At 70.3% G+C, this 25,892-nt stretch carries 25 protein-coding genes and 1 pseudogene; 18 read left to right on the top strand and 8 right to left on the bottom strand.

Annotated elements, in window-relative coordinates; translation table 11 throughout:
• Positions 1-254: 254 nt before the first annotated feature.
• Positions 255-710 carry a hypothetical protein gene (locus ACZ59A_RS37085; RefSeq protein ID WP_470968127.1) on the bottom strand — a complete coding sequence of 152 codons (456 nt, stop codon included), beginning with the start codon at positions 708-710 and terminating at the stop codon, positions 255-257.
• A gap of 186 nt (positions 711-896) precedes the next feature.
• Between ACZ59A_RS37085 and ACZ59A_RS37080 the strand changes: the two are divergent.
• Positions 897-1,779, top strand: a pseudogene (locus ACZ59A_RS37080) (intradiol ring-cleavage dioxygenase).
• Positions 1,780-1,804: 25 nt separating this feature from the next.
• Here the strand turns inward: ACZ59A_RS37080 and ACZ59A_RS37075 are convergent.
• Entirely contained in the window at positions 1,805-2,290 is a 486-nt protein-coding gene (locus ACZ59A_RS37075) for a transcriptional regulator (protein WP_470968125.1), read from the bottom strand.
• Here ACZ59A_RS37075 and ACZ59A_RS37070 point away from each other — a divergent pair.
• Positions 2,178-2,429 (top strand): GNAT family N-acetyltransferase, encoded by a 252-nt coding sequence (locus ACZ59A_RS37070; protein WP_470968122.1) that lies wholly within the window; start codon positions 2,178-2,180, stop codon positions 2,427-2,429. The two genes, ACZ59A_RS37075 and ACZ59A_RS37070, sit on opposite strands and share 113 nt — an antisense overlap.
• Positions 2,430-2,517: 88 nt before the next feature.
• Positions 2,518-3,312 carry an SDR family NAD(P)-dependent oxidoreductase gene (locus ACZ59A_RS37065; RefSeq protein ID WP_470968120.1) on the top strand — a complete coding sequence of 265 codons (795 nt, stop codon included), beginning with the start codon at positions 2,518-2,520 and terminating at the stop codon, positions 3,310-3,312.
• A 541-nt stretch (positions 3,313-3,853) separates the two neighbouring features.
• Here ACZ59A_RS37065 and ACZ59A_RS37060 read toward each other — a convergent pair.
• Positions 3,854-4,075 carry a DUF7489 domain-containing protein gene (locus tag ACZ59A_RS37060; RefSeq protein ID WP_470968118.1) on the bottom strand — a complete coding sequence of 74 codons (222 nt, stop codon included), beginning with the start codon at positions 4,073-4,075 and terminating at the stop codon, positions 3,854-3,856.
• Positions 4,076-4,499: 424 nt separating this feature from the next.
• Between ACZ59A_RS37060 and ACZ59A_RS37055 the strand changes: the two genes are divergently transcribed.
• Together ACZ59A_RS37055 and rph are read left to right on the top strand one after the other, a co-directional pair.
• On the top strand, positions 4,500-5,720 hold the full coding sequence (locus tag ACZ59A_RS37055) for a 4-hydroxybenzoate 3-monooxygenase (RefSeq protein ID WP_470968115.1): 1,221 nt from the start codon (positions 4,500-4,502) through the stop codon (positions 5,718-5,720).
• A gap of 216 nt (positions 5,721-5,936) precedes the next feature.
• Positions 5,937-8,564 (top strand): rifamycin-inactivating phosphotransferase, encoded by a 2,628-nt coding sequence (gene rph / locus ACZ59A_RS37050; RefSeq protein ID WP_470968113.1) that lies wholly within the window; start codon positions 5,937-5,939, stop codon positions 8,562-8,564.
• 24 nt (positions 8,565-8,588) lie between these two features.
• Here the strand turns inward: rph and ACZ59A_RS37045 are convergent, their stop codons facing one another.
• Positions 8,589-9,017 (bottom strand): VOC family protein, encoded by a 429-nt coding sequence (locus tag ACZ59A_RS37045; RefSeq protein ID WP_468053535.1) that lies wholly within the window; start codon positions 9,015-9,017, stop codon positions 8,589-8,591.
• Positions 9,018-9,216: 199 nt separating this feature from the next.
• Here ACZ59A_RS37045 and ACZ59A_RS37040 point away from each other — a divergent pair, with 199 nt between their 5' ends.
• Genes ACZ59A_RS37040 through eccD form a run of 6 tightly spaced genes read left to right on the top strand, consistent with a single transcriptional unit; the run spans position 9,217 to position 15,245 of the window.
• Positions 9,217-9,549 carry a hypothetical protein gene (locus ACZ59A_RS37040; protein WP_468049926.1) on the top strand — a complete coding sequence of 111 codons (333 nt, stop codon included), beginning with the start codon at positions 9,217-9,219 and terminating at the stop codon, positions 9,547-9,549.
• A 33-nt stretch (positions 9,550-9,582) separates the two neighbouring features.
• A complete protein-coding gene (locus tag ACZ59A_RS37035) occupies positions 9,583-9,894 on the top strand; it encodes a pore-forming ESAT-6 family protein (RefSeq protein ID WP_470960688.1) in 312 nt (103 codons plus the stop codon).
• A gap of 38 nt (positions 9,895-9,932) precedes the next feature.
• Positions 9,933-10,328: a DUF6507 family protein gene (locus ACZ59A_RS37030; RefSeq protein ID WP_470968109.1), complete on the top strand. Its 396-nt coding sequence runs from the start codon at positions 9,933-9,935 to the stop codon at positions 10,326-10,328.
• Positions 10,325-12,889, top strand: a complete 2,565-nt coding sequence (locus ACZ59A_RS37025) for a hypothetical protein (protein WP_470968107.1) — start codon at positions 10,325-10,327, stop codon at positions 12,887-12,889. Before ACZ59A_RS37030 ends, ACZ59A_RS37025 begins: the two co-directional genes overlap by 4 nt.
• Positions 12,886-13,872: a hypothetical protein gene (locus ACZ59A_RS37020; protein ID WP_470968105.1), complete on the top strand. Its 987-nt coding sequence runs from the start codon at positions 12,886-12,888 to the stop codon at positions 13,870-13,872. Before ACZ59A_RS37025 ends, ACZ59A_RS37020 begins: the two co-directional genes overlap by 4 nt.
• Positions 13,873-13,889: 17 nt before the next feature.
• Positions 13,890-15,245, top strand: a complete 1,356-nt coding sequence (gene eccD / locus ACZ59A_RS37015; protein WP_470968102.1) for a type VII secretion integral membrane protein EccD — start codon at positions 13,890-13,892, stop codon at positions 15,243-15,245.
• 38 nt (positions 15,246-15,283) lie between these two features.
• Here eccD and ACZ59A_RS37010 read toward each other — a convergent pair whose 3' ends face one another.
• Together ACZ59A_RS37010 and ACZ59A_RS37005 are read right to left on the bottom strand one after the other, a co-directional pair.
• Positions 15,284-15,976: a M24 family metallopeptidase gene (locus tag ACZ59A_RS37010; RefSeq protein ID WP_470968100.1), complete on the bottom strand. Its 693-nt coding sequence runs from the start codon at positions 15,974-15,976 to the stop codon at positions 15,284-15,286.
• A gap of 69 nt (positions 15,977-16,045) precedes the next feature.
• Positions 16,046-16,948 (bottom strand): EamA family transporter, encoded by a 903-nt coding sequence (locus ACZ59A_RS37005; protein WP_470968098.1) that lies wholly within the window; start codon positions 16,946-16,948, stop codon positions 16,046-16,048.
• Positions 16,949-17,017: 69 nt separating this feature from the next.
• Between ACZ59A_RS37005 and ACZ59A_RS37000 the strand changes: the two genes are divergently transcribed.
• A complete protein-coding gene (locus ACZ59A_RS37000; RefSeq protein WP_470968095.1) occupies positions 17,018-17,896 on the top strand; it encodes a LysR family transcriptional regulator in 879 nt (292 codons plus the stop codon).
• A gap of 192 nt (positions 17,897-18,088) precedes the next feature.
• Positions 18,089-18,721, top strand: a complete 633-nt coding sequence (locus ACZ59A_RS36995) for a TetR/AcrR family transcriptional regulator (RefSeq protein ID WP_470968093.1) — start codon at positions 18,089-18,091, stop codon at positions 18,719-18,721.
• Here the strand turns inward: ACZ59A_RS36995 and ACZ59A_RS36990 are convergent.
• Positions 18,712-20,193 (bottom strand): LVIVD repeat-containing protein, encoded by a 1,482-nt coding sequence (locus ACZ59A_RS36990; protein ID WP_470968090.1) that lies wholly within the window; start codon positions 20,191-20,193, stop codon positions 18,712-18,714. The genes ACZ59A_RS36995 and ACZ59A_RS36990 overlap by 10 nt on opposite strands.
• Before the next feature lie 140 nt (positions 20,194-20,333).
• Between ACZ59A_RS36990 and ACZ59A_RS36985 the strand changes: the two genes are divergently transcribed.
• Positions 20,334-21,005 carry a DUF305 domain-containing protein gene (locus tag ACZ59A_RS36985; RefSeq protein ID WP_470968147.1) on the top strand — a complete coding sequence of 224 codons (672 nt, stop codon included), beginning with the start codon at positions 20,334-20,336 and terminating at the stop codon, positions 21,003-21,005.
• Positions 21,006-21,218: 213 nt separating this feature from the next.
• A complete protein-coding gene (locus ACZ59A_RS36980; protein WP_470968088.1) occupies positions 21,219-22,562 on the top strand; it encodes an FAD-dependent oxidoreductase in 1,344 nt (447 codons plus the stop codon).
• Between the two features lie 31 nt (positions 22,563-22,593).
• Here ACZ59A_RS36980 and ACZ59A_RS36975 read toward each other — a convergent pair whose 3' ends face one another.
• Positions 22,594-22,965: an ArsR/SmtB family transcription factor gene (locus ACZ59A_RS36975; protein WP_470968086.1), complete on the bottom strand. Its 372-nt coding sequence runs from the start codon at positions 22,963-22,965 to the stop codon at positions 22,594-22,596.
• Between the two features lie 190 nt (positions 22,966-23,155).
• Between ACZ59A_RS36975 and ACZ59A_RS36970 the strand changes: the two genes are divergently transcribed.
• The 3 genes from ACZ59A_RS36970 to ACZ59A_RS36960 are packed head-to-tail and all read left to right on the top strand — an operon-like array spanning position 23,156 to position 25,892.
• Entirely contained in the window at positions 23,156-24,247 is a 1,092-nt protein-coding gene (locus ACZ59A_RS36970) for a WD40/YVTN/BNR-like repeat-containing protein (protein ID WP_470968083.1), read from the top strand.
• A gap of 58 nt (positions 24,248-24,305) precedes the next feature.
• Positions 24,306-24,983, top strand: coding sequence for a uracil-DNA glycosylase (locus ACZ59A_RS36965; RefSeq protein ID WP_446465098.1), 678 nt, complete (start codon positions 24,306-24,308; stop codon positions 24,981-24,983).
• Positions 24,984-25,022: 39 nt separating this feature from the next.
• Entirely contained in the window at positions 25,023-25,892 is an 870-nt protein-coding gene (locus tag ACZ59A_RS36960; protein ID WP_470968079.1) for an LURP-one-related family protein, read from the top strand.

The following is a 25,892-nucleotide window of genomic DNA, read 5'->3' as shown; positions in this document are numbered from 1 at the left end:
TCCACCCCCCGTAGAACACGGCCGCGACCAGGCCGAGCGCGGTGACCGCGAACGACCAGCCGAACGTTTTCAGAAGCACTGGCTACCCCATCGTCCGAACGCGGGCCCCCCGCGCCGTACCTGACTTTGCGAAACATTGACCCGAAGTCTAGCCTCCCCGCAGCCTCAACGGTGTTGTCCAGGAAGCACAGCAACGGAGGGAAGCCGTAGCCTCCTGGAGCTGCCGCACAGACGGGATGACCGGGCGCTCGGGGTCATACTGCGGGGGCGTCGGCGATGTCGCTCAGCCGCGCGCGGGAAGCTCGCAGCGCGCCGTACTGGAGCGCCGCGAAGCCCGCGACCACGGCGGCCTGGAGCGGTATCCATACGGTCCCGACGGTGGACGGCGACAGCCACAGCGCGAGTGCCGCGATGCTGAGCACCGCCCACGCCAGGTTCGCCTCCACGACACCCCGCACGGCCAGGGTCGGCGGGTGCTCGCGGGATGCGAGGAAGCCGACGCCCGCCGCGTACCCCAGCAGGAACGCTCCCGTGCAGACGAGCAGCACCCGGTCGACGTCGAGCAGGTCGCCGAGGGGCCCGGAAGCGGCCAGGTAGGCAAGGCCGTTGGCGCCGGTGACGGCGGCGTCGAGGGCCAGGAAGCGGCGCAGCCAGCGGCGGGCGGCGTGGGCATCGGCGGGTGCGGTACCGCCCAGGTGCGTTGCGGACATGGCGATCAACCTCCGTCAAGGGAATGGGCGCTGGTCAGGACCGGGCCCCGAGCCGGAGTGCGCCGGCCTCGGAACCCGATGGCCCTCACCTTGCCGCCGCCCGCGCGGACGGTCGATTACCCCGCGGGTAAGCGGGGCCCGTTGGTGCAACAGGAGTACCCGCCCAGCATGGAAGGTTGGTCCGCGATGAATGAATCCTCGCTGTTCAGTGAGGACACGTCCGCCGAGATCGTCGTCGCGAGCTTCGGAGCGGACACGGATCCGAGGCTGAAGCAGGTCTTGGGATCCCTCGTCCGGCATCTGCACGACTTCGTCAAGGACGTCGAGCTCACCAACGAGGAGTGGGAAGCGGCGGTCGCCTTTCTCACCGAGACCGGTCAGGCGTGCAGCGACGTCCGGCAGGAGTTCATCCTGCTGTCGGATGTCCTGGGCCTCTCCATGCTGGTCGAGACGATCAACAATCGCTCCCTGGGAGTGGCCACCGAGTCCACCGTCCTGGGCCCCTTCCACATGGTCGAGTCACCGCCCAGGGAGCGGGGGGGACCTCATCGCCCTCGACGGCAAGGGCGAGCAGTGCCTGATCACCGGCCGTGTCACGGATGAGGCGGGGAACCCGCTCGCCAATGCCCAGGTCGACGTCTGGCAGGCGAACGCTGAGGGCTTCTACGACGTGCAGCAGCCCGACGTCCAGCCGGACCGGAACCTCCGCGGCCTGTTCACCACGGACGACAACGGCGAGTTCTGGTTCCGCTCCATCGTCCCGCGTCACTATCCGGTCCCCGTCGACGGGCCCGTCGGCCGCCTGCTCAATGCCACGCACCGGCATCCCAACCGGCCCGCGCATGTGCACTTCCTGGTAACCGCCGAGGGACACCGGCCGTTGATCACCCACCTCTTCGCCGAGGACTGTCCGTACATCGACTCCGATGTGGTCTTCGGCGTCAAGGAAAGCCTCGTACGCGACTTCGCCCCCGTGGACGACCCCGCCCGCGCGGCCGAACTCGGCTTCGACAACCCCTTCCGCGCCGCCCACTTCGACATCACCCTCCTCGGCGAGACGGGCCGATGAGCCGGACGCGGGTTCCGGACGCGGTCTACGGCTGCTCGGTGGGCTGCTGGGCGGCCTCGGGTGCGCCCGCGCTGACCAGTCCTGTCTCGTAGGCGGCGATGACGGCCTGGACGCGGTCGCGGAGGCCGAGGACCTCCAGTTCGCGTGGGGTGAGCGAGGCGAGGTCGCGGTGGAGGGCGGCGGTGTCGCCGCCGCGCCGGGTGAACCGCTGCACGAGGCGGCGGGTGATGGCGGGCGCGAGGAGGGCGTCGCCGGTGCGGACCGTGCGGACGGCCGCGGTCAGTTGTTCGGGGGTGACGTCCTTGAGGAGGAAGCCGCTGGCCCCGGCGGACAGTGCCGCGCAGACGTACCGGTCGAGGTCGAAGGTGGTCAGGATGATGACGCGGTGGCAGCTCGCCGTGCTCCCGGCGCTGCAGTCCTGCGGCCTGGGAACGCTGCTGATCCGAGCCGCCGAACAGAGAATCCGGAGCCGTGGCCTTCGCAGGGCCGAACTCGCCGTGAAGGAGGACAACCCCCGGGCTCGCGCCCTGTACGCGCGCCTGGGCTACGCCGCGTACGGCCGCAAACCCGATGCCTGGGACGAGGAAGGGCCTGATGGGGTGATCCGTCGCCACGAGACCATGTGCGTTCTCATGGGAAAGGATCTTTGAGCCCATCCGGTGGTAGTGCCCCAGGGAGCCGGGCAGAGGATCGCTGGCCGGCACCGGCTGTCACAGGCGTGGTCTAGCCTCCCGAAATATGAACCTGGACCTGGCGGGACGACGGGCAATGGTGACGGGAAGCAGCGGGGGCATCGGTGCCGCGGTGGCCGAGCGGCTGGTCGATGAAGGGTGCGCGGTATTGGTGCATGGTCGCGACCCGGCGCGTGTCGGCGAGGTCGCGGAACTGCTTCGTGCCGCCGGTGGAGTGGTGGACGTCGTGCTGGGTGACCTTGCCGATGAGGACGCCGCCGGGGCGGTGGCCGAGCAGGCCCGCGAGTGGGGTGCGGAGATCTTGGTCAACAACGCCGGCCCCTTCGCCGAGCATGACTGGGAAACCGCGGAGCCGGCGATGTGGCTGGACGCGGTGAACGGGAACGTCGTATCCGCGGTGCGGCTCATCCGGGCCCTGGCGCCTGGGATGCGTGAGCGCGGGTGGGGGCGGGTGGTCAACGTGGGCAGCCGGGCCGCGACGACTCCGTTGCCGAACATGGTCGAGTATTCGGCGGCGAAGGCGGCGGTGGTCAACATGACGACCAGCCTGGCCCAGCATCTGGCCGGATCCGGCATCACCGCGAACACGGTGAGCCCCGGTGTGATCGTCACGGACAGCATGCGGCAAATGTTCGAAGACGGAGCGGCCGCCCGAGGCTGGCCAGGACACTGGCCGGAGTTGGAACCGCTGGTGGTGGCCGAGTACGCCCCGAACCCGACCGGCAGGCTCGGCACCGCGGCCGATATCGCGGCAGCGGTCGCTTTCCTCGTCAGCCCGCTGGCCGGCTACATCAACGGAATCAACCTGCGCGTCGACGGGGGCATCGCCTCGGTGCCGTGACGGCCTCGTCGGGCAACTTCTCGCGACGATCTCGGATGGGCAGCGCATCGCTCAGCGTGCCCGCACCACAGTCCTACTCCTGGAGGTAGGTGCCGTCGAATCCGGCATCGCGGGCGACAGCGTCAAGGCTCGGGTAGCTCTGCCCGAACCCTCGCCGATCATGCGGTCGTAGTCGGCGCGGCCGAGTTCAGGTTCGTGCCATTGGTGGGCGCAGCGGCAACGGATGAAGATGCGGCCGGGGACGTCGCAGACGACCATCCAGTCCCGGCGTGCTCCGCAAGCGAGGCACATCACGGTGATGCCGGAGATGGTGATCGGGTCCGGGTGAGTGGTGACACGGATCTGCGGGGTGTGGTCCGGTGCGGCTTCCGCTTGGAGTCACAGTAGTGGGTCGTCGGCGGGCCTCGTCTCCGGCGGGGTGATTCTGGTGTGCTCGTCGTCGGTCGTCACGTGCATCGTTCTCCCTCGTGACGTTCTTCAACGTCGCCCCCGCTCGTCCCAGATCCCCGGCGAGGGCGCCGATCAGGCTTCGCCTGGGCGGCTACCCCTTGGCCGGGTCGGCGCCCGGTCGCTTGACGATTCGATCGCCGACCGCGATCGATTTCCAGAGCTGGCGGCTGATCCGGACTTTCGCGGATTCGCCATCGGCAATGCTGACCTCTACGAAGTGGTACATATTCGAGCCGTCGAGCATGCCCCGGGATTTGTCGGTGACGACGCCTTCCCAGGCGTCTTCTGGTTCAGCGTTGTGAGATTTGAACATGCCATGAAGCCTACGAGGACCAGCAACTGGCCCGACAGTGACCTGGGGCACCTCCTGGTAATGACACATGTCATACCCCCGGAGCGCAGTCTCTGCGGCCAGCGCTTGAATTGACAGGCCGCCCTCGTACTGGACATTGAAATCCGCATTCGGGTCTCCTCGACGATGGCGGAGCACCGCCCCTTCGTGAGCTCAGATTTCGCCGCAAGGCCGTAGGTGGCATTTTGGCCCTCGCCGCCCCCGGCTCGGCGGATGTGGACTTAGACGCCTCGCTCGCCCTGCGTAAATGTGCGGGAGCGCCTTCGACCGGGCCGTGGCTGCGGTCCGTGCCGGGCGTACGCCCGCGCAGGAGGCGCAGGAGCCCGGGCTCGCACCCCGCGCGGACCCGCCCGGGAATGGCTAGGCTTATCTGGGAGGTGGTCAAGTGGCGGAGCAGCCTGCGGAGTTGCGGGAGTCGCCGGAGTCCACGACCGTCGTGGTGATCGGTGCGGGCCCGGCCGGATTGACCGTCGCCAACCTGCTGCGGCGCAGCGGCATCGACTGCGTGGTTCTGGAACGCCGGACCCGCGAGGGCGTGGCGCAGCGCCAGCGCGCCGGGGTCGTCGAAACCCGCGCGGTCCGGATGTTCGACTCGTGGGGGCTGGCCGACCAGGTCCTCGGCGGTCCCCCGTCCGAGGGGCTCCTGGAGTTCCGGGTGGACGGCGAGAGCCACCTGGTGTCCGATGACGACGGCTCCGAAGGCCCCCGGGCCCGCCTCTGCACCCAGCAGATGCTGGTCGAGAAGCTCACCGCCACGTACCTCGCCGATGGCGGTGACCTGCGCTTCGGGGCCGCCGACGTCTCCCTGCACGACCTGACCGGCAGCCGCCCGACCGTCCGCTATCGCACCGCCGACGGCACTGTCCGTGCCATCACGTGCGCCTTCGTCGCCGGCTGTGACGGTGACCATGGCATCAGCCGTGCTGCCGTCCCCGACGGCGTTCTCACCGCCCACACCTTCGATCACGGCATCGGCTGGCTCACCGTCCTCGCCGACGCCCCGCCCCCGGCGCGCCCCCTCCTCGCCGTCAGTCCTCACGGCTTCGCCGCCCACTTCCCCCGCGGCCCGCACACCAGCCGCTACTACCTTCAGTGCCCGCCCGGCGACCACCCCGGCGCGTGGCCCGACGGCCGCGTCTGGGAAGCGCTGCGCATCCGGCTCGCCGATCCCGCCCTCGTCCCCGGCCCGGTCACCGACCGCGAGATCTTCAGGCTCCGCAGCCTCGTCCACGACCCCATGCAGTACGGCCGCCTGTTCCTCGTCGGCGACGCCGCCCACATCGTCTCCCCCTTGGGCGGCAAGGGCATGAACCTCGCCCTCTACGACGCGGACGTCTTCGCCCGCGCCGTCCGGGACTCCGTCCACGATCACGACGACACCGGCCTGCGCACCTACTCGCAGCGCTGCCTCCGCCGCGTCTGGAACGACCAGGAGTTCTCCCACTGGCTGACCCGGACCCTCCACGACGCCGGGGACGACACCCACTCCGGCACCTTCCGGCGCGGCCTGGCCCGCGCCAGACTCGCCCGCCTCTTCACCTCGCGCAACGCCGCCCGCGCCTTCGCGGAGCTCGTGGCGGGAGTGAACCGGATGGATGATGCGTAGGCCGAGGGGACGTCAGGCCGATGGGACGTCGCGCCTGAGCCTGCACCAAGCGCCTGGGCCTGCACCAAAAACAAAGGCAAGGAGAGCGCTCTCCTTGCCACTCTCAACTTATAGCGCACAGGGGGGCTTGCCGCAAGGCCCGGGTCACGGCGCAGAATCGTCGGCCTAAGCCACCGCCTGCGGAGACAGGGGTGGGACTGCCTCGGAGGTATCGCAGTGATTGAGCAGTACGTGTTGGACCTTCAAGAGGCTGACGAGGGGCAGGTCGCCATCGTTGGCGGCAAGGGGGCGCACCTGGGCGGGCTGTCGCGGATCGAAGGCGTCCGCGTTCCGAGTGGCTTTTGCGTGACGACGGACGCCTTCCGGCGGATCATGGCGGAAGCGCCGTCGATCGACGATCTGCTCGATCGGTTGTCGCGGGTGGACCCGGACGACCGGGAAGCGGTCCGCACGCTCAGCGCGCGGATTCGCCGGACCATCGAAGAGATCGCCGTCCCGGGCGATGTCGCGGCGGCGATCACCCACGCGCTCGCCCGGTCCGGCGAGCAAGCCGCCTACGCCGTCCGGTCCAGCGCGACGGCGGAGGACCTGCCGACGGCCTCCTTCGCCGGTCAGCAGGACACGTACCTGAACGTCGTGGGACCGACGGCGATCCTCCAGCACGTCAGCCGGTGCTGGGCCTCGCTGTTCACCGAGCGGGCCGTGACCTACCGCCAGCGGAACGGCATCGACCACCGTACGGTCCACATGGCCGTGGTCGTGCAGCAGATGGTGTTCCCGTATGCGTCCGGCATCCTGTTCACGGCCGACCCCCTCACGGGCAACCGGAAGGTCGCCACCGTGGACGCGGGCTTCGGCCTCGGCGAGGCCATGGTCTCCGGCCTGGTGAACCCGGACGTCTTCACGGTGCGGCACGGCGAGGTCGTCGCCAGGACGATCGCCGCCAAGGAGCGTGCCGTGCAGGCCCTGCCGACCGGCGGTACGGAGGAAGTGGCGATCGACTCGCAGCGCCAGGAGCAGCCGGCGCTGACGGATGCGCAGGTCGTGCGGCTCGTGCGGCTCGGGCGGCGGATCGAAGCGCACTTCGGCCGCCCGCAGGACATCGAATGGTGCCTGGTCGACGAGGACTTCCAGATCGTTCAGAGTCGGCCGATCACGACGCTGTTCCCCATCCCCGAGAGCGGCGACCAGGAGAATCACCTCTACGTCTCCGTCGGTCATCAGCAGATGATGACGGACCCCATGAAGCCCCTGGGGCTCTCCATGTGGCAGCTGACGGCGATGGCGCCGATGTACGAGGCGGGCGGGAGGCTGTTCGTCGACGTCACCCGGCGCCTTGCCTCGCCCGCGAGCCGCGCCGCTCTCCTGGAGCTCATGGGGAAGGGCGATCCGCTGGTCAGGGACGCGCTGGAGACCGTCCTCGACCGCGACGATTTCGTCCCGTCGCTCCCGGACGCGAGTCCGGGCGGGCCGCCGGTCGGCGGTGCGTCCACCCCTGCCGGTGCCGCCCCGGTCGACAGCGATCCGGTCGCGGCCGATCCGGCCATCGTCACCGAGCTGATCGAGCGCAGCCAGGCGTCCATCGCCGCCCTGGAGCGCGACATCCGGACGAAGACCGGACCGGCGCTGTTCGACTTCCTGCTGGAAGCCTTCGAGGAGCACAAGCGCGTCCTCGGTGATCCGCTGAACATGAAGGCGATCATGGCGGGGATGGAGGCCACCTGGTGGCTCAACGACAAGCTGCGGGAGTGGCTGGGCGAGAAGAACGCGGCGGACACGCTCACGCTGTCCGCCCCCGACAACATCACGTCGGAGATGGGACTGGCCCTGCTCGACGTCGCGGACGTGATCCGTCCGCGGCCCGAGGTGGTGGCGTTCCTGCAGGGCGTCGAGGACGAGAACTTCCTGGATGAGCTGGCGAAGGTCGCGGGCGGGGCCGAAGCGCGCGATGCCATCGAGGACTACCTCGACCGGTACGGCATGCGCTGCGTCGGCGAGATCGACATCACGAGGCCACGTTGGACCGAGCGCCCCACCACGCTCGTGCCCGCGATCCTCGACAACGTCAGGAACTTCGAAGCGGGCGCCGCCGAGCGGCACTTCGAGCAAGGGCGGCAGAAGGCGCGGGCGAAGGAACAGGACGTGCTGTCACGCTTGCGGGACCTGCCGGACGGGGACCGGAAGGCCGACGCGGCCAAGCGGATGATCGACCAGGTCAGGGCCTTCATCGGGTACCGGGAGTACCCGAAGTACGGCATTGTCAGCCGCTACTTCGTCTACAAGCAGGCCCTGATGGAGGAGGCCGAGCGCCTCGTACAGGCCGATGTGCTTCCCGCGAAGGAGGACATCTTCTACCTCACGTTCCAGGAATTCCACGACGTCGTGCGCTCGCACCGGGTGGACGACCGGCTCATCCAGCAGCGCAAGGACGCGTTCCGGTCGTACCACGCGCTCACACCGCCCCGGGTGCTCACCTCGGATGGTGAGGCCGTCACCGGGGCGTACCGGCGCGACGACGTGCCGACCGGCGCCCTGATCGGCCTGCCGGTTTCCGCCGGGACCGTCGAGGGACGGGCCCGCGTCGTCCTTGACATGGCGGAGGCCGACCTCGAAGCGGGCGACATCCTGGTCACGACCTTCACGGACCCCAGCTGGTCGCCGCTGTTCGTCGGAATCGCGGGCCTGGTGACGGAGGTGGGCGGCCAGATGACCCATGGCGCGGTGATCGCCCGGGAGTACGGCTTGCCAGCCGTCGTGGGCGTGGAGCAAGCCACCCGGCAGATCCGGGACGGGCAGCGGATCCGCGTGCACGGAACCGACGGCTACGTCGAGATCCTGCCCTGACCGGCTCCGCCCCGCGAAGGATGGTCAGTCGAGACAGAACTCGTTGCCCTCGATGTCCTGCATCACGATGCACGAGTCGTGCTCGTCGTGCAGGAGTCGCACGCGTACCGCGCCGAGCGGGAGCAGGCGTGCGCACTCGGCTTCGAGCGTGGCGAGGCGTTCTTCACCCACGAGCCCGGTGCCCACTCGCACGCAGAGATGCACCCGGTTCTTGACGACCTTGCCCTCGGGAACACGCTGAAAGAACAGTCGCGGGCCCACGCCTGAGGGATCGGTACAGGCGAACCATGACCCCTGATCCTCAGGCGGCCGCGAGCGATCGAAATCTTCCCAAGTGGCAAACCCCTTCGGCGGCGGCGATACGACGTACCCCAACACCTCGCACCAGAAGCGGGCGACGCGCTCGGGTTCCGCGCAGTCGAAGGTGACTTGGAACTGCTTGACCGATGGCATCGGCGCACCCTAGCAGGGGCACGCGGCCACGGCCCTCGGACTTTCCGGGGGCCGTGGCCGCACCCACCCCGAGCCGTGGCCTCGACCGGGCCGATGTGTGTGTCACGCATATGTCACAGTCCCCTGATTCTCCATTGCGGCGATTTCGCGGGCTTGTGAAGATGACGCCGGTACACACCTTCTAGTTCGGGGGAGCCGCATGAAGTTCGACATGGGGGCCCAGGCGCTGTCGACTCTGCAGTCGAAGTCGCGTGGGTCGAGCGAGGATCTGGGGACGTTGATCCGCCAGCTGGTGCAGGCCGCCGAACCGTTGGAGGGCAAGTTCAACGGTTCAGGGAAGGCGGCCTTCGACTCCTTCAAGGCGCGGTCGGACGAGATCGCGTCGTCGCTGCAGAGCTCGCTTTCGTCGATCCTGGGTGGTCAGTCGGGGATGGACTCCGCGTTCGGCACGGGTGACCAGGAGCAGGGCGACAACGCGCGGCAGCAGATGTCGTCGGCGAACTTCGACGCGGCCCGCTTCGGCGGCCGTTGATCTTTGCGGGACTTGACGGGGAGGGTGTGACTGATGGCTGCTGGCAATGACCGCCGTTCGTACGACACGGGCGCTTCGGCGGACGCCCAGGGCAACATCCAGTCGGTGATCGCGCGGCTGGAGCAGGTCATCACGGCGCGCGATGGCCAGGTGAAGGCGGCGATGGCCGACTTCACCGCGGATGGCGTGGCGGATGAGTACCACGGCAAGGAACTGCGCTGGAACCGTGCCTCTCAGGAGGTCAAGAGCATCATCCAGCTGCTGAAGACGGTGCTGGAGAAGAACGACGGGACGGCGCAGCACACGCTTTCGCGCGCGAAGTCCGCGGTCGACAACATCGGCTGAATCTCGTAGCGGTTGGCCATCGGGGGCGTGACTAAGGCATGACGGGCTGGGACCTGCAACCGCAGGGTATTTCGGGTGTGCTGAAGACGACGGGCGAGTTCGCCGCGAAGATCGAGAAGCATGCGACGTCGTACGGGAAGCATCTGCAGTCGGCCGCGGAGCATGCGGGCACCATCAGCGCCGACGGTGGGGGTGGCGGCGGCAAGGAGGGGGCCAAGGGGGGCCTTGTCGCGCTTGCCCTGTCCCAGTTCGCGGAGCACACGACGCCTGATCTGAAGTTCATCGCGGCGCGTGCGGGCAAGTCGCTGAACGGGGCGATGGATGCCACGACCGAGTACCTCAAGGGCGATCTGCACATGGCCGCGCAGGCCCAGGACAAGACCCTGAGCGCGCCGGACCTGGATCCGAAGAAGCCGGGGAAGCAGACCAGATGATCAAGCCTGAGGAAATTCCCCAGTACACCGGCAATCTGGAACTGCTGGAAAAGGCCCATGGCGATCTGAAGACGGACGCCGGGCATATCCGGGACACCGGCGCGGATGTCCACAGCCACTTCCAGGGCCTGTCCGCCTACTACAAGGCCCCCGAAGCCGAACGGCTCTTCGCCACCACTCAGCCGGTCAAGGACCGTGCCGACGGCTTCGCCGACGATCTGGGCACGGTCTCCACCGCTCTGTCGGAGTACGCCACCGAGATCCGTCCCCTGGTCACCAAGCTGACCCAGCTCAAGACCGACGCGACCACGTTCGTCAACGACAACAAGGACGATGACGACTGGGAGTACGACGGCGACAAGGTCGACGAGCACAACCAGCTCCGCGACGACATCACCGCCACCGTCGCAGCCTTCTGGGCAGCTGAGCGGACCTGCCACAACAAGATCACCGCTCTCTTCGGCGGCACCCAGATGGTCGCGGGCGACGGATCGGACCGTAAGGACCAGTACGGGTTCAACGCGGACGACCTGAAGAACGCCAAGCTCCCCTGGGGTGACCCGGTCGAGGAAAAGCACCACGTCTGGGAAGTCGGCCACTGGGTCAAGTCGTTCGTCTGGGACGGTCTGATCGTCGACGGCGTCTGGGGCACCATCAAGGGCCTGGGCACCCTCGTGGGGTTCGGCGGCTGGGACGCCATGGGCCAGGCGTGGAAGGGCCTCGCCCAACTGGCCACCGGCCTCGTCATCAGCAGCATCCCCGGAGCGTCGGCTCTCTTCTGGACCCTCCCGGACGACAAACTCCCCTCCTGGATACGTGACTCGCGTACCGCGATGAAGGAGACCGGCAAGGCCCTCGTCGCCTGGGACGAATGGGGCAAAAACCCCGGCCGGGCGGCGGGCGCGGTCACCTTCAACGTCGTCACCACCGTCTTCACCGGCGGCGCGGGCGGCGCCGCATCCGGCGCGGGAAAGGCCGGGGCGGTCGCCAAGGCACTCTCCGTCGCAGGCAAGGCGGGCCGGGTCATCGACCCCATGACGTACATCGCCAAGGGCGCCGGAGCGGGCCTGTCGAAGATCGGCGACATCGCCAAGGGGCTGAAGGGGATCGGGAACATCGACCTCCCCAAGCTCCCCGAGGGCACGGTCACCCTCCCGGAGGGCTCATTCCTCTCCCCCGACGGCACCGTGCACCCGCCCGGCAGCGGGGTTCTCCCCGAGGGTGCGGTCAAGCTGCCCGAGGGCGCCGTCAAGCTGCCCGACGGGGGCCCGGTCCTGCCCCCGCACACGGTCAAGCTGCCCGGCGAGGGCGCCCCGCGGTACATGGACATGGACGGGAACATCTACAAGCAGGACGGTTCCCTCGCCAACGACGTCCGCCAGGCTCCCCCGGACACCGTCGACCGTACGCCCGGCTCCACCACTGGAGCCGACACCCCGCGGGTGGAGACCCCGGCGAAGGAGCCCGCTCTCGTGGGCGCGGGAGCCCACGCCGGAGACAACGTCCCCGGCGCCCACATCGGCGACCATCCGCAGGGAGTCGGAGTCGGCGATCACCTGCCCGGCGGCCACGCGGGCGACCACCTGCCCGGAGGCAGCGCCGGCGACCTCGGCCACTCCGCCAGCCACGAGCCGCCCACCGGACATCACGGGGACGGTCCGAGCGGCGGGCACGACGGCCACGGCAGCGGCCACGGGAACGGTCACAGCGAAGGCGGGACCGGCGGTGGCCACGAACATCCCGCGGGCGGCCACGGGGACGGTCCCGGAAGCTCCGGCGGCGGGGATGGTCCCGGCGGCGACGGGCCGGGCGGGCCGGATGGACCTGACGGGCCGGATGGGCCGGATGGGCCGGATGGACCTGGCGGGCCCGGCGGCGACGAGCCTCATGGCTGGGACAAGCCACACGACGAATCCGGGCCCTTCCAGCGCGGCGGCGACACGGAGCAGCAGATCCGTGCTCAGCTACGCGGCTCGGCCGTCAAACCGGCCGACCTCGACCGCGTCCTGAACAATCTGGCCGACGACCCGGCCGGGCAGGAGATCGCCGACACCATCGCGTCCGGCAAGTTCAAGGGCGCCGTCGGTTACGACCAGGTGGTCTCCAGCCTGAGCCACGCGGACAAGATGTCCGGCGGCATCGAGCAGCTCCGCCTCGGCAACCGGCTGCACGAGAGCGGTCTCCGTGACATCTCCTTCGAGGTCAAGGGAGACGTCGAAATCAAGCCCGGCGTCCGGACCGGCGGTGAGACCGACCTCGATGTCATGGCCCGCGACGCGGACGGCAACGTCCACGGCTATCAGTTCAAGGAGATTCAGAGCCCGAAGAAGGTCGTCAAGAAGATCTTCGACAACATGCAGCAGCTGGAGCACTCCGGAGCGGACTTCAAAACCTTCGTGGTCGACACCAAGGGCACGCTCGCCGACCACCTCGCCCTCAGGACGGAACAGCGCCTGACGGACGTCTACGGTAAGAAAGGCGTTCAGTTCGTCATTCGCGTGGAGGATGGGGTTATGTACATCCCGCCCCGCGGTAAGTTCATGCCGGAGGGAACACTGTGATCGCTACCACTCCTGTGGCCCGATGGACCTGGGGGCAGGACGGCCAGGACGGGGACACGGTCGTCGCCTGCCTGCGCGCGGTACTGACCGCCTATTCCGTCCTGGCGGACCACCGGCTCGCGGTCGGCCCTCCGAGGGTGTCGGTGACCGTGCACGAGGCCGGGGACTCGAACAGCGAGCTTTTCGGGGAAGAGTTCGTGGTCGACGAGCCGCTGCCGTCGGCGGAGGCTGCCCAGCGGCTGGCCGCGCGGGTCAGGGCGGCGCTGCGCCCGGGTGAGGTCGGGGGCGTGGGCGCCCGCGTGAACAACGCCGGGGTGATCCTGGCCGGGGAGGCTGCTCACCACGAGGAGCGGCTGTTCCGGCTCGGGGCCTCCGCGTTCCTCGACTACCTCACCGTGAACCTGGTGACGTCTTCGGACGCCTGGATGCCGTACGACCTCAAGGGCCGGGCCCAGCCCACCGTGTACGCGGCGAACGCTCCTCGGCTGTCCGCAGCCCTCCGCGATCTCTCGGAGAAGCTCGGCATGGAGACCGATCCGGACGACCCGACCCGCTTCGGCAAGCCGACCGAGACCGGCGTCGAGAACTACTTCGACGACGACGGCGCCGCCTCCGATGTGTGGTCCAGCTTCGAGGTGCTCGACCGGTACAGCGTGTTCCGGCACGCGCCCGGATTCGGCCGCATCGGCTACAAGCGCAGCGCGGACGGCGAAGTCCGCTACGTCGCCGTGCGGGGCGAGCACGGGGTGCTCGGGTACCTCTGGGCCTCCGACGCCGAAAGCGCCGCGAGCTTCGAGCCGCGGGGCATCGGCGACGACGAGGTGTACAAGGCGGGGCTCACCTGGCTGGACCGCCTTCGCGCGGCGTACGACCGGGGCCTGTCCCCCTCCCAGGCCCTCGCCGAGTTGGCGGGTGCCCCGAAGGAGGACGAGCCCGGCACATGTGACCTGGCGTCCTTGCGGGCGCTGGTGAGCGAAGACTGACACGGGGCCCGGGACAAGTGGTGAGCACAGCACGGACATCCCGGGCACGGCTGAGCCGGGTGACACTGGTCGGTGAACGGCGTCGGGCCGACATCGTCCTGCCCTCCGACAGCCCGATCGGGCAGCTGCTGCCGGACATCCTCCGCTTATTGGACGACCGGGCGGCATCGCGCCCGATGACCCGGCAGTTGATCACCGCCGACGGCTCCGCGTTACCGCACGACGCCACGCTCGCCTCGGCCGAGGTGGCGGACGGGGCCGTGCTGCGGCTCGTACGGGCGCATGCCGCGCCGCCCGCGCCCGTCGTGCACGATGTCACCGACCTGGTCGCCGACGATCTCGATCTGCGGGCCTGGCGCTGGCGTCCGGCCGTACGCCGCGTCAGCGCGGGCGTGGCGACCGTCGTCTTCTCCCTGATCTCCGCGCTGCTCGCCCACCGCGAGTTCGCGCTCGACGCCCTCGCGGGCGTCCTCCTCGCGGTCACGTTCGTCCTCGTCGCGGCCGGTGTCATCGCCACCAGGGCAGGCCGGGGCAACCGGGGGCTCGCCACCGCGCTGCTGCTCACCTCCGGGGGGCTCGGGCTCATCACCGCGTGGACCGCCGCCGACGCCTACGGCTGGCCGGGGACCGCGCGGTTCGCCGCCGTGGCGGGAGCGGTCGTCCTGACGCTGGTCCTCCTCGGCTTCTTCTCGCCACTCGGCCGCGGCGGGCTCGTCGGCGCCGGAGCCACGGCCGTGCTCGCCGTCGCATGGCAGGCCGTCGCCGCCGTACAGCACGATCCGTCGCGGCTCGGGTGTCTGATGGCCGTCCTCTCGGTGATCCTCCTGGGGCTGCTGCCGCGGCTCGCCCTGATGGCGGCCGGGCTCACCGCGCTCGACGACCGCCGCTCCGGGGGCGTCTCCGTCAGCCGCCATCAGGTGGGCAACGCGCTCGCGGCCACGCACCGCGGTCTGGCCCTCGCGACGATCGTCACCGCGGCCTCCGCCGCGGTGGGCGGCTGGCTGCTCACCGAGGCGGCCGAGCCGTCCGTGTGGACGGTGGCGCTGGCCTCGCTCGTGGCCGTGGTGCTGCTCTCCCGGGCACGTGCCTTCCCACTGATCGCCGAGGTCGTGGCGGTGTTCGCGGCCGCGGCGGTCCTGGTCGTACGTCTGGTGGCCGTATGGCTGCGGCACACCGGGGGCGCAGGACCGCTCGCCGTGCTGTGCGCGGCCGCGGTGCTGCCCCTGCTCGTCCTGGCGGTGCGGCCGCCCGAGCATGTACGGATCCGGCTGCGGCGGACGGCCGACCTCGCCGAATCCCTCGGCGTCATCGCCCTGTTCCCGCTCTCCGTCGGCGTCTTCGGCGTGTACGGACAGTTGCTCGACACCTTCTGACGGGGGCTCAGCCGCGGCGGTTCGCCGCGGGCGGCGGGTCAGCCCAGGGTGAGCAGTTGCTCGTGGAAGCCGCCGAAACCCCGCTCGCGGTCGACGAGATGGATCTCCAGGATCCAGTGGCAGCGGCGTCCGGCCTTGTCGGTGCGCCGCAGCGGGGTGTGGTTGTCGGGCGTGATGTACGACTCCGTGTCCGCGCCGTCGATCTTCTCGTGCGGGAACTCGCCGACCAGGTGTCCGGCGTGCCAGCCGCCCAGCTCCCACCCGGCCTCCGCGGCCACGCGGGCGACCTCGGTGTGCAGCCGCTCTCCGGTGACGTCCGCGTGGGCGCCGTAGAAGTGGCGTCCCGCGGCGAACACCTGGAACAGGTCGTCGCGCAGCGTGTGCTTGGCCGGATCGTTCCCGAACACGAAGGTCCGGCCGAAGTCGGCCTCGTACTCCTCGAAGATCGGCCCGAAGTCGGCGAACACGATGTCGTCCGCGCCGATCACCCGGTCCGGCGGATTCTCCCGGTACGGCATCAGCGTGTTCGGCCCCGAGCGCACGATGCGCTTGTGCCAGTGCCGGGTGGTGCCGAACAGCTCGTTCGCCAGGTCCCGGATCCGGTCGCTGACCGCCCGCTCCCCCTCGCCGGGCGCCACCAGCCCGCGCTCCTCGATCTCCGCGAAGAGCCGCTCGGCCTTCGCCTGGGCATCCAGCAGGCGCGCCGCACGCGTGGATTCGTCATCCGCCATGCGGTCGAACGTAACACCCGGGCCACCTTTACTGGATCACCGCTTGGCACACTATTTCGGTGCTTCGGCTCAGCGGTTGCCCGTGCGTACCGCGCCCGCGCTCGCCGCGACCACCATCGCGATCGCGGCGCACTGCGCCAGCGACAGCCCCTGGTCCAGCACCAGATAGCCCGCCGCGGCTGCGGCGGCCGGGGCCAGGCTCGTCAGGACCGCGAAGGTCGCCGCGGGCAGGCGGCGCAGGGCGAGCAGTTCCAGGGTGTAGGGCACGCCCGAGCTCATCACCGCGATGGCGAGGCCCAGACCGAGCGCCTCCGGTTCCAGCAGTGCCCCGCCCGATGCCCCGACGCCCAGCGGCAGGCTGACCAGCGCGGCGACGGTCATCGCGATCGTCAGGCCGTCCAGGCGCGGGAAGCGGGCGCCCGCACGGGCGTTGAGGACGATGTACGCGGCCCACATCACCCCGGCACTGAGCGCGAAGGCCACGCCCGCGGCGTTGAGCTGGCCGAAACCGCCGTGGCCCAGCAGGTACACCCCGGCCAGGGCGAGACCGGCCCACAGCAGGCTGGCGGCGCGGCGGGAGGCGACGACCGACAGCAGCAGCGGGCCGAGCACCTCGATGGTGACCGCCGCACCCAGGGGGATACGGTCGACGGCCTGGTAGAAGAGGATGTTCATGCCGCCGAGCGCGAGGCCGAACCCACAGCCCACCGCCCAGTCGGTGCGCGTATAGCCGCGCAGCCGGGGCCGGGTGATGACCAGCAGCAGCAGCGAGGCGATCGTGATCCGCAGGGCGACCGTGCCGAGCGCCCCGGCCCGTGGGAACAGCAGCGCGGCGAAGGCCGACCCGAACTGCACGGAGACGGTACCGGCCAGCACCAGGCCGACGCCGCCGAGCGTGCCGCGGCCGGGGGCGTGGCGGAGGAGGACGGGAGCGGTCGCCGTCTCGGAGGAGCTGTGCACCGGGGATGTCATGCCCTCACGCTAGGAACCCGTCCCCGGCCGTGGGAAATGCGGAGTTCCCTGCGGTTACGCTTCCCGGGCATGACCATTGAGCTGCGGCATCTGCGCGCCTTCCTCGCCATCGCCGAGGAGGGCAACGTCACGCGTGCCGCCGCCCGTCTCCATCTGAGCCAGCCCGCGCTCTCCCGCACGCTGCGCCAGGTCGAGGATCACTTCGGCGCCCGCCTCGTGGACCGCTCGACGCATCACCTCGAGCTGACCGCGGAGGGCCATACGTTCCGCGACAAGGCCCTCGCCGCCCTGGCCGCCGTCGAGACCGCGCTCGACCCCCGGGGCCTGCGGAGCTGGCCGCTGCGGCTGGGCCACCCCTGGGCCGCGCTCGGCGAGCGCACCATCCCGTTGCTGCGCCGCTGGGACGAGACGCACCCCGGCACTCCGCTGGAGCTGCTCCGTATCGACGACCGCACGGCGGGCCTCACCCGGGGGAAGGTCGACGCGGCGCTGCTGCGCGGCGAGGTCACCGCGCCCGGGCTCTGTACGGAGTTCCTGGTGTCGGAGGAGCGGGTGGTCGTCATGCCCGCGGACAGCCCGCTGGCGGCCCTCCCCCGGGTCACCCTGGCGGACCTCGCCGCCCATCCGATCGCCCTCAACACCGTCTCCGGCACCACGTCGATGGACCTGTGGCCGCGGTCGGCCCGGCCCGTCTCGGCCATCGAGGTGACCAACACCGACGAGTGGATCATCGCCATCGCGGCGGGCCGCGCGGTGGGAATCTCCACCTCGGCCACCCCGAGCCACCACACCCATCCCTCGCTGGCCTTCCGCCCGCTCGTCGACGCTCCGGCCATTCCGGTCGTCCTCGCCTGGCGCGAGGGGCTGGGGCACCCGGCCATCCCGAACCTGGTGGCACTCGCGCACCAGGTCATCGCGGCCGATCAGAGCGGACGCGCCGCCGGGTGACCACGGGGCCCGCTCCTCAATCGCCGGAGGGGCTTGATTTGAGCCGCTCGACAAGTACGAACCGCCGGTTCGGACGATCCCCCGCGTCGCCCGAACCGGCGGCGGCAACAAGCCATCCTCGATAGATCGTCGGACAGCAACCCTGCCGGCTGAGTATATTGGCTCGGAGCCAGCCAACGCAGGAGTTACAGCATGTCCCCCCGCAGCCCGTCGGTCAATGAGGAGTTGCGCCGCCGGTCCCGGGCCCGTCTGTTACAGGCGACGGTCGAACTGGTCGGTGAGCGCGGCTACGAGGCGACGACGCTCGCCGACATCGCCGAGCGGGCGGGGGCCGCCCGCGGGCTGGTCTCGTACTACTTCCCGGGCAAGCGCCAGTTGCTGCAGACCGCCGTGCACCGGCTGATGCACAGGGAGCTGGCCGGGGCACTGGAGCGCGAGCCGCGCCCGGAGGGTGCGGACGCCGGTCGGGAACTGCTGGCGCGCGCGATCGACGCGATCCTGGGGCTCGCCCGGGACCAACCGCGGCTGATGCGCACGCACATGGCGGGGATCCTCACGGCGGAGGGGTTCATCCAGTGCCCGGAGCAGCAGCGGCTGGGCGCCCTGCTGCGCGACACGGTGACCCGCTACGGCTCCCCGGACCCGGAGGCCGACTACCGGCTGCTGCGCGCGCAGTTGATGGGCGCGGTGGTCGCGGTGCTGCTGCCGGGGGCGCCGATGGAGCCGGAGCGGCTGCGGGCGGAGCTGTTCCAGCGCTATGGGCTGGACTGGGAGCTGGGTGTCCCGCCGGGCGGGGAGCCGCCCGGCGGGAGCCGTCAGCGGTAGTCGGGCTGCGTCTGGACGTTCAGCTCGCGCAGCCGGACCGACCGGGCGCTGTCCGTGCGCCGGTCGTCGATCTTCAGGACGTCGAAGCCCTTGGCCATGTCGTTCGAGTAGATGTGGCCGTTGTAGTAGTACGCGGACCAGGAGCCGCCGCTGACCAGCGTGTCGGCTGAGATCGGGCCGCGTTCGAAGTAGCCGATCTCCTTGGGGCGGTCGGAGTCGGTGAAGTCCCAGATGGACACGCCGCCCTGGTACCACGCCTGGACCATGATGTCGCGGCCCTTGGCGGGGATCAGCGAGCCGTTGTGGGCGACGCAGTTCTCGGTGGCGGCCTGGTGGCGCGGGATCTTGTAGTAGCTGCGAAACTCCAGCTTCCGCTTGTCGCCCTTGCCGACGATGTCGTAGATGCCGTCGGCGCCACGCGTCGGGCCGGTCGCGTCGTTGCAGGTCGCGGCCCCGCCGCCGCCCAGCTCATCGGTGAACACGACCTTGTTTCCACGCTCGTTGAAGGTCGCCGAGTGCCAGAAGGCGAAGTTGACGTTGTCCTCGACCCGGTCGATGACCCGTGGCTTCGCGGGGTCGGCGATGTCGAGGAGGATGCCGTCGCCCATGCACGCGCCCGCCGCCAGCTTCAGCTTGGGGAACGTGGTGAGGTCATGGCAGCCGGTGGTCTTGCTGACGCCCGGGTTGGCCGGGCCGCCGGGGTTGCCGCCGTCCGGGAAGAGGACGGGGAAGTCGATGACCGCGGCCTTCTCGGGCGCCTTGCGGGGCACCTTGATGACGGAGATGCCGTCGTGCGGCGGCTGGCAGTCCGGGAAGGTCTCGCTGGGCGCGTACGAGGAGACGTAGACGTAGACGTATCCGCGGTCGGGCGCCAGGGTGTGGGTGTGCGAGCCGCATGAGGTCTCGACGGCGGCGACGTACCGCGGGTTGCGCTTGTCGCTGATGTCGAAGACCTTCATGCCCTCCCAGGAGGACTTCTCGGTGGCGGGCTGCGTGGTGCTGGTGCAGGAGTTGTCGCTGCGCGAGGAGTCGGTGGAGAGGAAGAGCAGGTCCCCGGAGACCGAGACGTCGTTCTGCGAACCGGGGCAGAGCACCTGGCTGACGACCTTCGGGCGCTTCGGCCTGCTGACGTCGTAGACGACGAAGCCGTCGTAGTTGCCCGCGAAGGCGTACTTGCCCTGGAAAGCCAGGTCCGAGTTGGTTCCCTTCAGGTCCTGCTTGGGGATGTTGGTGAGGTGACTGACGTTGTCGCTGTGAACGATCTCGTCGACCCCGGGTATCTCGCCGTTCTCGATGGCGGCCCTGGTGCCGGATGCCTGATCCTTCGTCACCCGCTCGCTGTGCGGCGCGTCACCGGGGTCCGGTGTCGCGGCCGCGGGGCCCGCCGCCAGCAACGAGGCCACCAGGCCGAAGGCGGCGACTGCCGCACCGAGGTATCCGCGCCGCTGCGGGGATCTTTCCCACGGCTTCACTGCGTCCTCCCTTATGTCCCGTGCGCCCGCTCGGAGTTGAACGGTTCATTGGACGTGGGCAGTATCGCGCCTCTCATGTACACCACAACAGACGGCGCCCATGGTCGCCGTCGAAATCCCGACTTCCCCTGGAGGCAATGGTGTTGCACCGGCGTACGAGGCTTCACGCCGCATCCCTCGCGTGCGCGGCGGCGGCCGTCGCCGCAGCGCTCACCCTCACCGGCTGTGAGTCGGAGGACGGCAGGGCGGACACCGGGAAGGGGAAGGACGGAAAGCCTGCGGTGATCGCCCCGGGGCGGCCGGGCGAGGCGGCTCGGACCCTGTCGGCCGAGGAGGCGGCGAAGGCGGGCGACGACGACTCCCCCAACGCCGCCGACCGCGCGTACATCGCCATGATGATCGAGCACCATCGGCAGGCCCTGATCATGACCGCCCTCGCCCCCGACCGTGCGAGATCGGCCAAAGTCGGACGGATCGCCGAGCGCATCGCGGCGGCGCAGGGGCCGGAGATCGACGCGATGCGGGGCTGGCAGAAGACGAGCGGCGGGGCGACGGGCGGCGGGCACGAGCACGGCGGGATGGCGGATATGCCCGGCATGGCCACGCCGAAGCAGCTGAAGGCGCTGCGCGCCGCCGAGGGGGCCTCCTTCGACGCGCTCTTCCTCAAGCTGATGATCGCCCACCACCGGGGCGCGATCGCCATGGCCACGGACGTGCTCACGGGCGGCAACAACGTCCGGGTGGAGGAGATGGCCACCGATGTGATCGCCCAGCAGAGCAGCGAGATCCTCCGGATGCGGCGGCTGGGGTGAGCGGCGGGCCACCCGGGCGGGCCGCGTGAGCGGGCCACCGGATCGGGCCGCTTGAGCGGCGCACCTGAGCGGGCCTCGTGAGCGGCTTGCGTCGGCGGCTCGCGTAAACCAGGAGCGCCTTCCGTCACTCGTCTTCGTCGTCGGGCGCGTAGTGCCGTACGCCGCCGCCCGCCGGGTGCGATGCTGGAGACAGCCTGCGGAAGGAGCTCCTCCGTGCTTCGCGTCGCCGTCGTGGGATCCGGGCCGAGCGGCGTTTACGCCGCCCAGGCGCTCGTCCAGCAGCAGGCCGTCCCCGAGGTGTCGGTGCATGTGCTGGACCGGCTGCCCTGCCCGTACGGGCTCGTGCGGTACGGCGTCGCCCCCGACCACGAGAAGATCAAGTCGCTGCAGAACACCCTGCGCACGGTCCTGGAGCACCCACGGGTCAGCTTCCTCGGCAATGTGCACGTCGGTCCCCCGCCGCTGGTGCCCGAGCGGCTGCTCGGGCTCTACCACGCGGTGGTCTACTGCGTGGGCGCGTCGACCGACCGGCGGCTCGGCGTGCCCGGCGAGGAGCTGCCGGGCAGCTACTCCGCCACCGATTTCGTCTCCTGGTACAGCGCCCATCCGGACGCCCCCGGCGACGCCTTCGCGCTCGGCGCGCGCTCCGCCGTCGTCGTCGGGGTCGGCAATGTCGCGGTGGACGTGGCGCGCATCCTGGCCCGCGGGGCGGAGGAGCTGCGGCCCACCGACGTACCCCATCTCGCCCTCGGCGCGCTCGCCGACAGCCGGGTCGCCGATGTGCATGTGGTGGGCCGCCGGGGCCCGTCGCAGGCGAAGTTCACCACCAAGGAGCTGCGCGAGCTGGGCTCGCTGACCGGTGCCGATGTGCTCGTACGGCCCGAGGAGCTGGCGCTGGACCCGGCGTACGGCGACCCCTCGGAGCTGCCCGCGGCCAACCGGCGCAATGTCGAGGTGCTGCGCGACTGGGCGCGGCGCGCTCCCATGGGCCGTCCGCGCCGCATCCGGCTGCGCTTCTTCCTGCGGCCCGCGGCGCTGCTCGGCGAGGGCGCGGTGCGCGCCGTACGGTTCGAGCGGACCGCGCCGGACGGACAGGGCGGGGTGGCGGGCACGGGCGTCTTCGAGGACATCGGGGCGCAGCTGGTGCTGCGGTCGGTGGGCTACCGGGGCGTGCCGCTGCCCGGGCTGCCGTTCGACGAGCGGCGGGGCACGGTGCCGAACGCGGCGGGGCGGGTGCTGCGCGGCGGTGTGCCCGCGCCCGGCGAGTACGTGGCGGGGTGGATCAAGCGCGGGCCGACCGGGGTGATCGGCACCAACCGTCCGTGCGCCAAGGAGACGGTCGCCTCGCTGCTCGCCGACGCGGACGTCCTGGCGGCGCGGCCGGTGGCCGAGGACCCGCTCGCCGCGCTGCGGGCGGCGGGTGCGGAGCCGGTGGAGTGGACCGGGTGGCTGCGGATCGAGGCGGCGGAGGCGACGCTCGGGGAGGCGCTGGGGCGTACGAAGGTGAAGATCCCGGACTGGACGGGGCTGCTGGGCGCGGCCCGCGCGGAGGACTGAACGGCGGAGCACCTACACAGCGGCGCGCGCCTCAACCGTGGTCGCCCGTCCGGTCGTCCTGGAGGGCGACGGCGGCCAGAACGCTGTCGAGCAGTCCGGGGAACAGCGCGTCGAGGTCCGCGCGGCGCAGCGCGTTCATCTTGGCGGTGCCCCGGTAGATCTGCTGGATCACGCCGGATTCGCGCAGCACCCGGAAGTGGTGGGTGGTGGTCGACTTGCTGACGGGCAGGTCGAACACCGAACAGGACAGATCGCAGCTCTCGTCGGCCAGCGTCCGCACGACGCGCAGCCGCATGGGGTCGGACAGCGCGTGCAGCACGCCCTCCAGGCGGATGTCCTCGCGTCGCGGATGCTCCAGCGAACGGCCCGTCGTCTGCGCCTGAGGTGTGGTCTGCGTCTGCACGACTGCTGCCCCTCGCCGTGTCGTCCGGGAACCACATTGTACGAAGATTATCGTAGTTTGACACCCTTCGTACTACGGATCTCCATGGGCCATTGTCGGTGGCGGGGTGCAGACTCTCTGATGTCGGACACATCCTTCATCGCCCTCCTTCAGCCCACACCTCCCCTACGCCCCCAGGAGTGAGTCCGTCATGGACGATGTTCTGCTCGCCGTCGGCACCCGCAAGGGTCTCTTCCTCGGCCGCCGCCGCTCCGGCCCGGACTGGGATTTCACCGGGCCGCACTTCCCCATGCAGGCGGTGTACTCCGTCGGCATCGACACCCGCCGCTCCGGCGCGCCGCGGCTGCTGGCCGGGGCGGACAGCTCCCACTGGGGCCCGTCGGTCTTCCGCTCCGACGACCTCGGGGAGAGCTGGCACGAGCCCGCCCGGCCCGCGGTGCGGTTCCCGGAGGGGACCGATACCTCGCTGGAGCGGGTGTGGCAGCTGCACCCGGCCGGGCCCGCCGCGCCCGGGGTGGTCTACGCGGGCACCCAGCCCGGCGCGCTGTTCCGCTCCGAGGACGGCGGCGAGACGTTCGAGTTCGTACGGAGCCTGTGGGACCACCCGCAGCGGCCCGAGTGGGGCGCGGGGTTCGGCGGCCAGGCGGTGCACACGGTGGTCACCGATCCGCGCGACGCCGACACGGTGACGGTGGCCGTCTCGTCGGGCGGGGTGTACCGGTCGACGGACGGCGGGGCGAGCTGGGCTCCGTCGAACAGCGGGCTCAGAGCGGAGTTCCTGCCCGACCAGTACCCCGAGTTCGGGCAGTGCGTGCACAAGATCGCGCAGGACGCGGCCGATCCCGACCGGCTGTATCTGCAGAACCACGGCGGGGTGTACCGCAGCGACGACCGCGGGGAGAACTGGTCGGAGATCGGCAAGGATCTGCCCGCCGACTTCGGGTTCGCTATCGCCGCCCATCCGCGGCGCGGCGGCGTCGCCTACCTCTTCCCGGTGTCCGACGGCTCGGACCGCTATCCGCCGGACTACCGCTGCCGGGTCTTCCGCACCCAGGACGCGGGCCTGTCCTGGGAAGAGCGGTCCGCCGGGCTGCCGGGCGAGCCGCACTACGGGGTGGTGCTGCGGGACGCGCTGCGTACGGACGACGCGGACCCGGTCGGGGTGTACTTCGGCAATCGCAACGGGGAGGTGTACGCGAGCGCGGACGAGGGCGAGAGCTGGCAGCAGATCGCCCGGTACCTTCCCGATGTGCTCTGTGTGCGAGCGGCGGTGACCGGATGAGACCGTGACCGGGTGAGAGGGCACACCGCCACGGGCTGAGCCACTAGAGTGACGCGGTGTGGCTGCACGACCGTTGAACGAAATTGTGGAACCGGGCTGGGCCAAGGCGCTCGAGCCCGTGGAAGAGCGCATCGCGGCGATGGGTGACTTCCTACGGGCCGAGATCGCGGCGGGCCGCACCTATCTGCCCGCCGGACCGAATGTGCTGCGCGCCTTCCAGCAGCCCTTCGACGAGGTGAAGGTCCTCATCGTGGGGCAGGATCCGTATCCGACGCCCGGTCATGCGGTGGGGCTGAGCTTCTCGGTGGCGCCGGAGGTGCGCCCCCTGCCCGGCAGCCTGGAGAACATCTACCGCGAGCTGCACACCGACCTCGGTCTGCCGCGCCCGTCCAACGGCGATCTGACGCCCTGGACCGGGCAGGGCGTGCTGCTGCTCAACAAGGCGCTGACCACGGCGCCGCGCCGCCCCGCTGCCCATCGCGGCAAGGGCTGGGAAGAGGTCACGGAGCAGGCCATCCGGGCGCTCGCCGCGCGCGGCCGTCCGCTGGTGTCCATCCTGTGGGGCCGCGACGCGCGCAACGTACGGCCGTTGCTGGGGCCGCTTCCCTCGGTCGAGTCCGCGCACCCCTCCCCCATGTCGGCCGACCGCGGCTTCTTCGGTTCACGCCCGTTCAGCCGGGCCAATGACCTGCTCGTACAGCAGGGAGCGCAACCCGTCGACTGGCGCCTTCCCTGAGCGCTTCTTTCCAGGTGGGCGAGGGGTAGTCTGCCCGCCATGACGACACATCCGAACACCCCTGCGGGCTGGTACGCCGACCCGCAGGGCACTCCCAACCAGCTGCGCTGGTGGGACGGCGCCCAGTGGACCGAGCACACGCATCCGGGGCAGCAGCCGAGCCAGTTCCCGCCGCAGCAGGGCGGACAGCCGGGGTACGCCCCCCAGCCGGGACAGCCCGTCCAGCCTGCCCAGCCGCACCCCAACCCGGCCAAGGTCCAGCACCAGGTGCAGCAGCAGGCGCACGTCAACCCGACCGCGGGCGGCGGGGGCTCGCTGTTCACCGAGCCGGTGCTGGTGGTGAACCAGAAGGCCAAGCTGATCGAACTGACCAACGAGTACAGCGTCTTCGACCAGCACGGCCAGACCATCGGGTCGGTGGTCCAGGTCGGTCAGAGCACGCTCAAGAAGGTCGCGCGGTTCGTGTCGAGCCTCGACCAGTTCATGACGCACAAGCTGGAGATCCGGGACGCGGCCGGGCAGCCGCATCTGGTGCTCACCCGCCCGGCCAAGTTCATCAAGTCCAAGGTGCTGGTGGAGCGCCCGGACGGCCAGCCGGTCGGCGAGATCGTCCAGCAGAACGCGATCGGCAAAATCAACTTCGGGATACAGGTCAACGGCCAGCAGATCGGCGCCATCAAGGCGGAGAACTGGCGTGCCTGGAACTTCTCCATCGTCGACCACACCGAGACGGAGATCGCCCGGATCACCAAGACCTGGGAAGGTCTGGCGAAGACCATGTTCACGACGGCGGACAACTACGTCCTGCAGATCCACCGTCAGCTTCCCGACCCGCTGCTGAGCCTCGTGGTGGCCACCGCCCTGACCGTGGACACCGCGCTCAAGCAGGACGCGCGCGGGTTCGGCTGA

The organism is Streptomyces sp. NPDC040405, assembly GCF_055595765.1.
The sequence above is the reverse complement of the archived record's forward strand: the minus strand, read 5'-3'. Positions and strand labels throughout refer to the sequence as shown.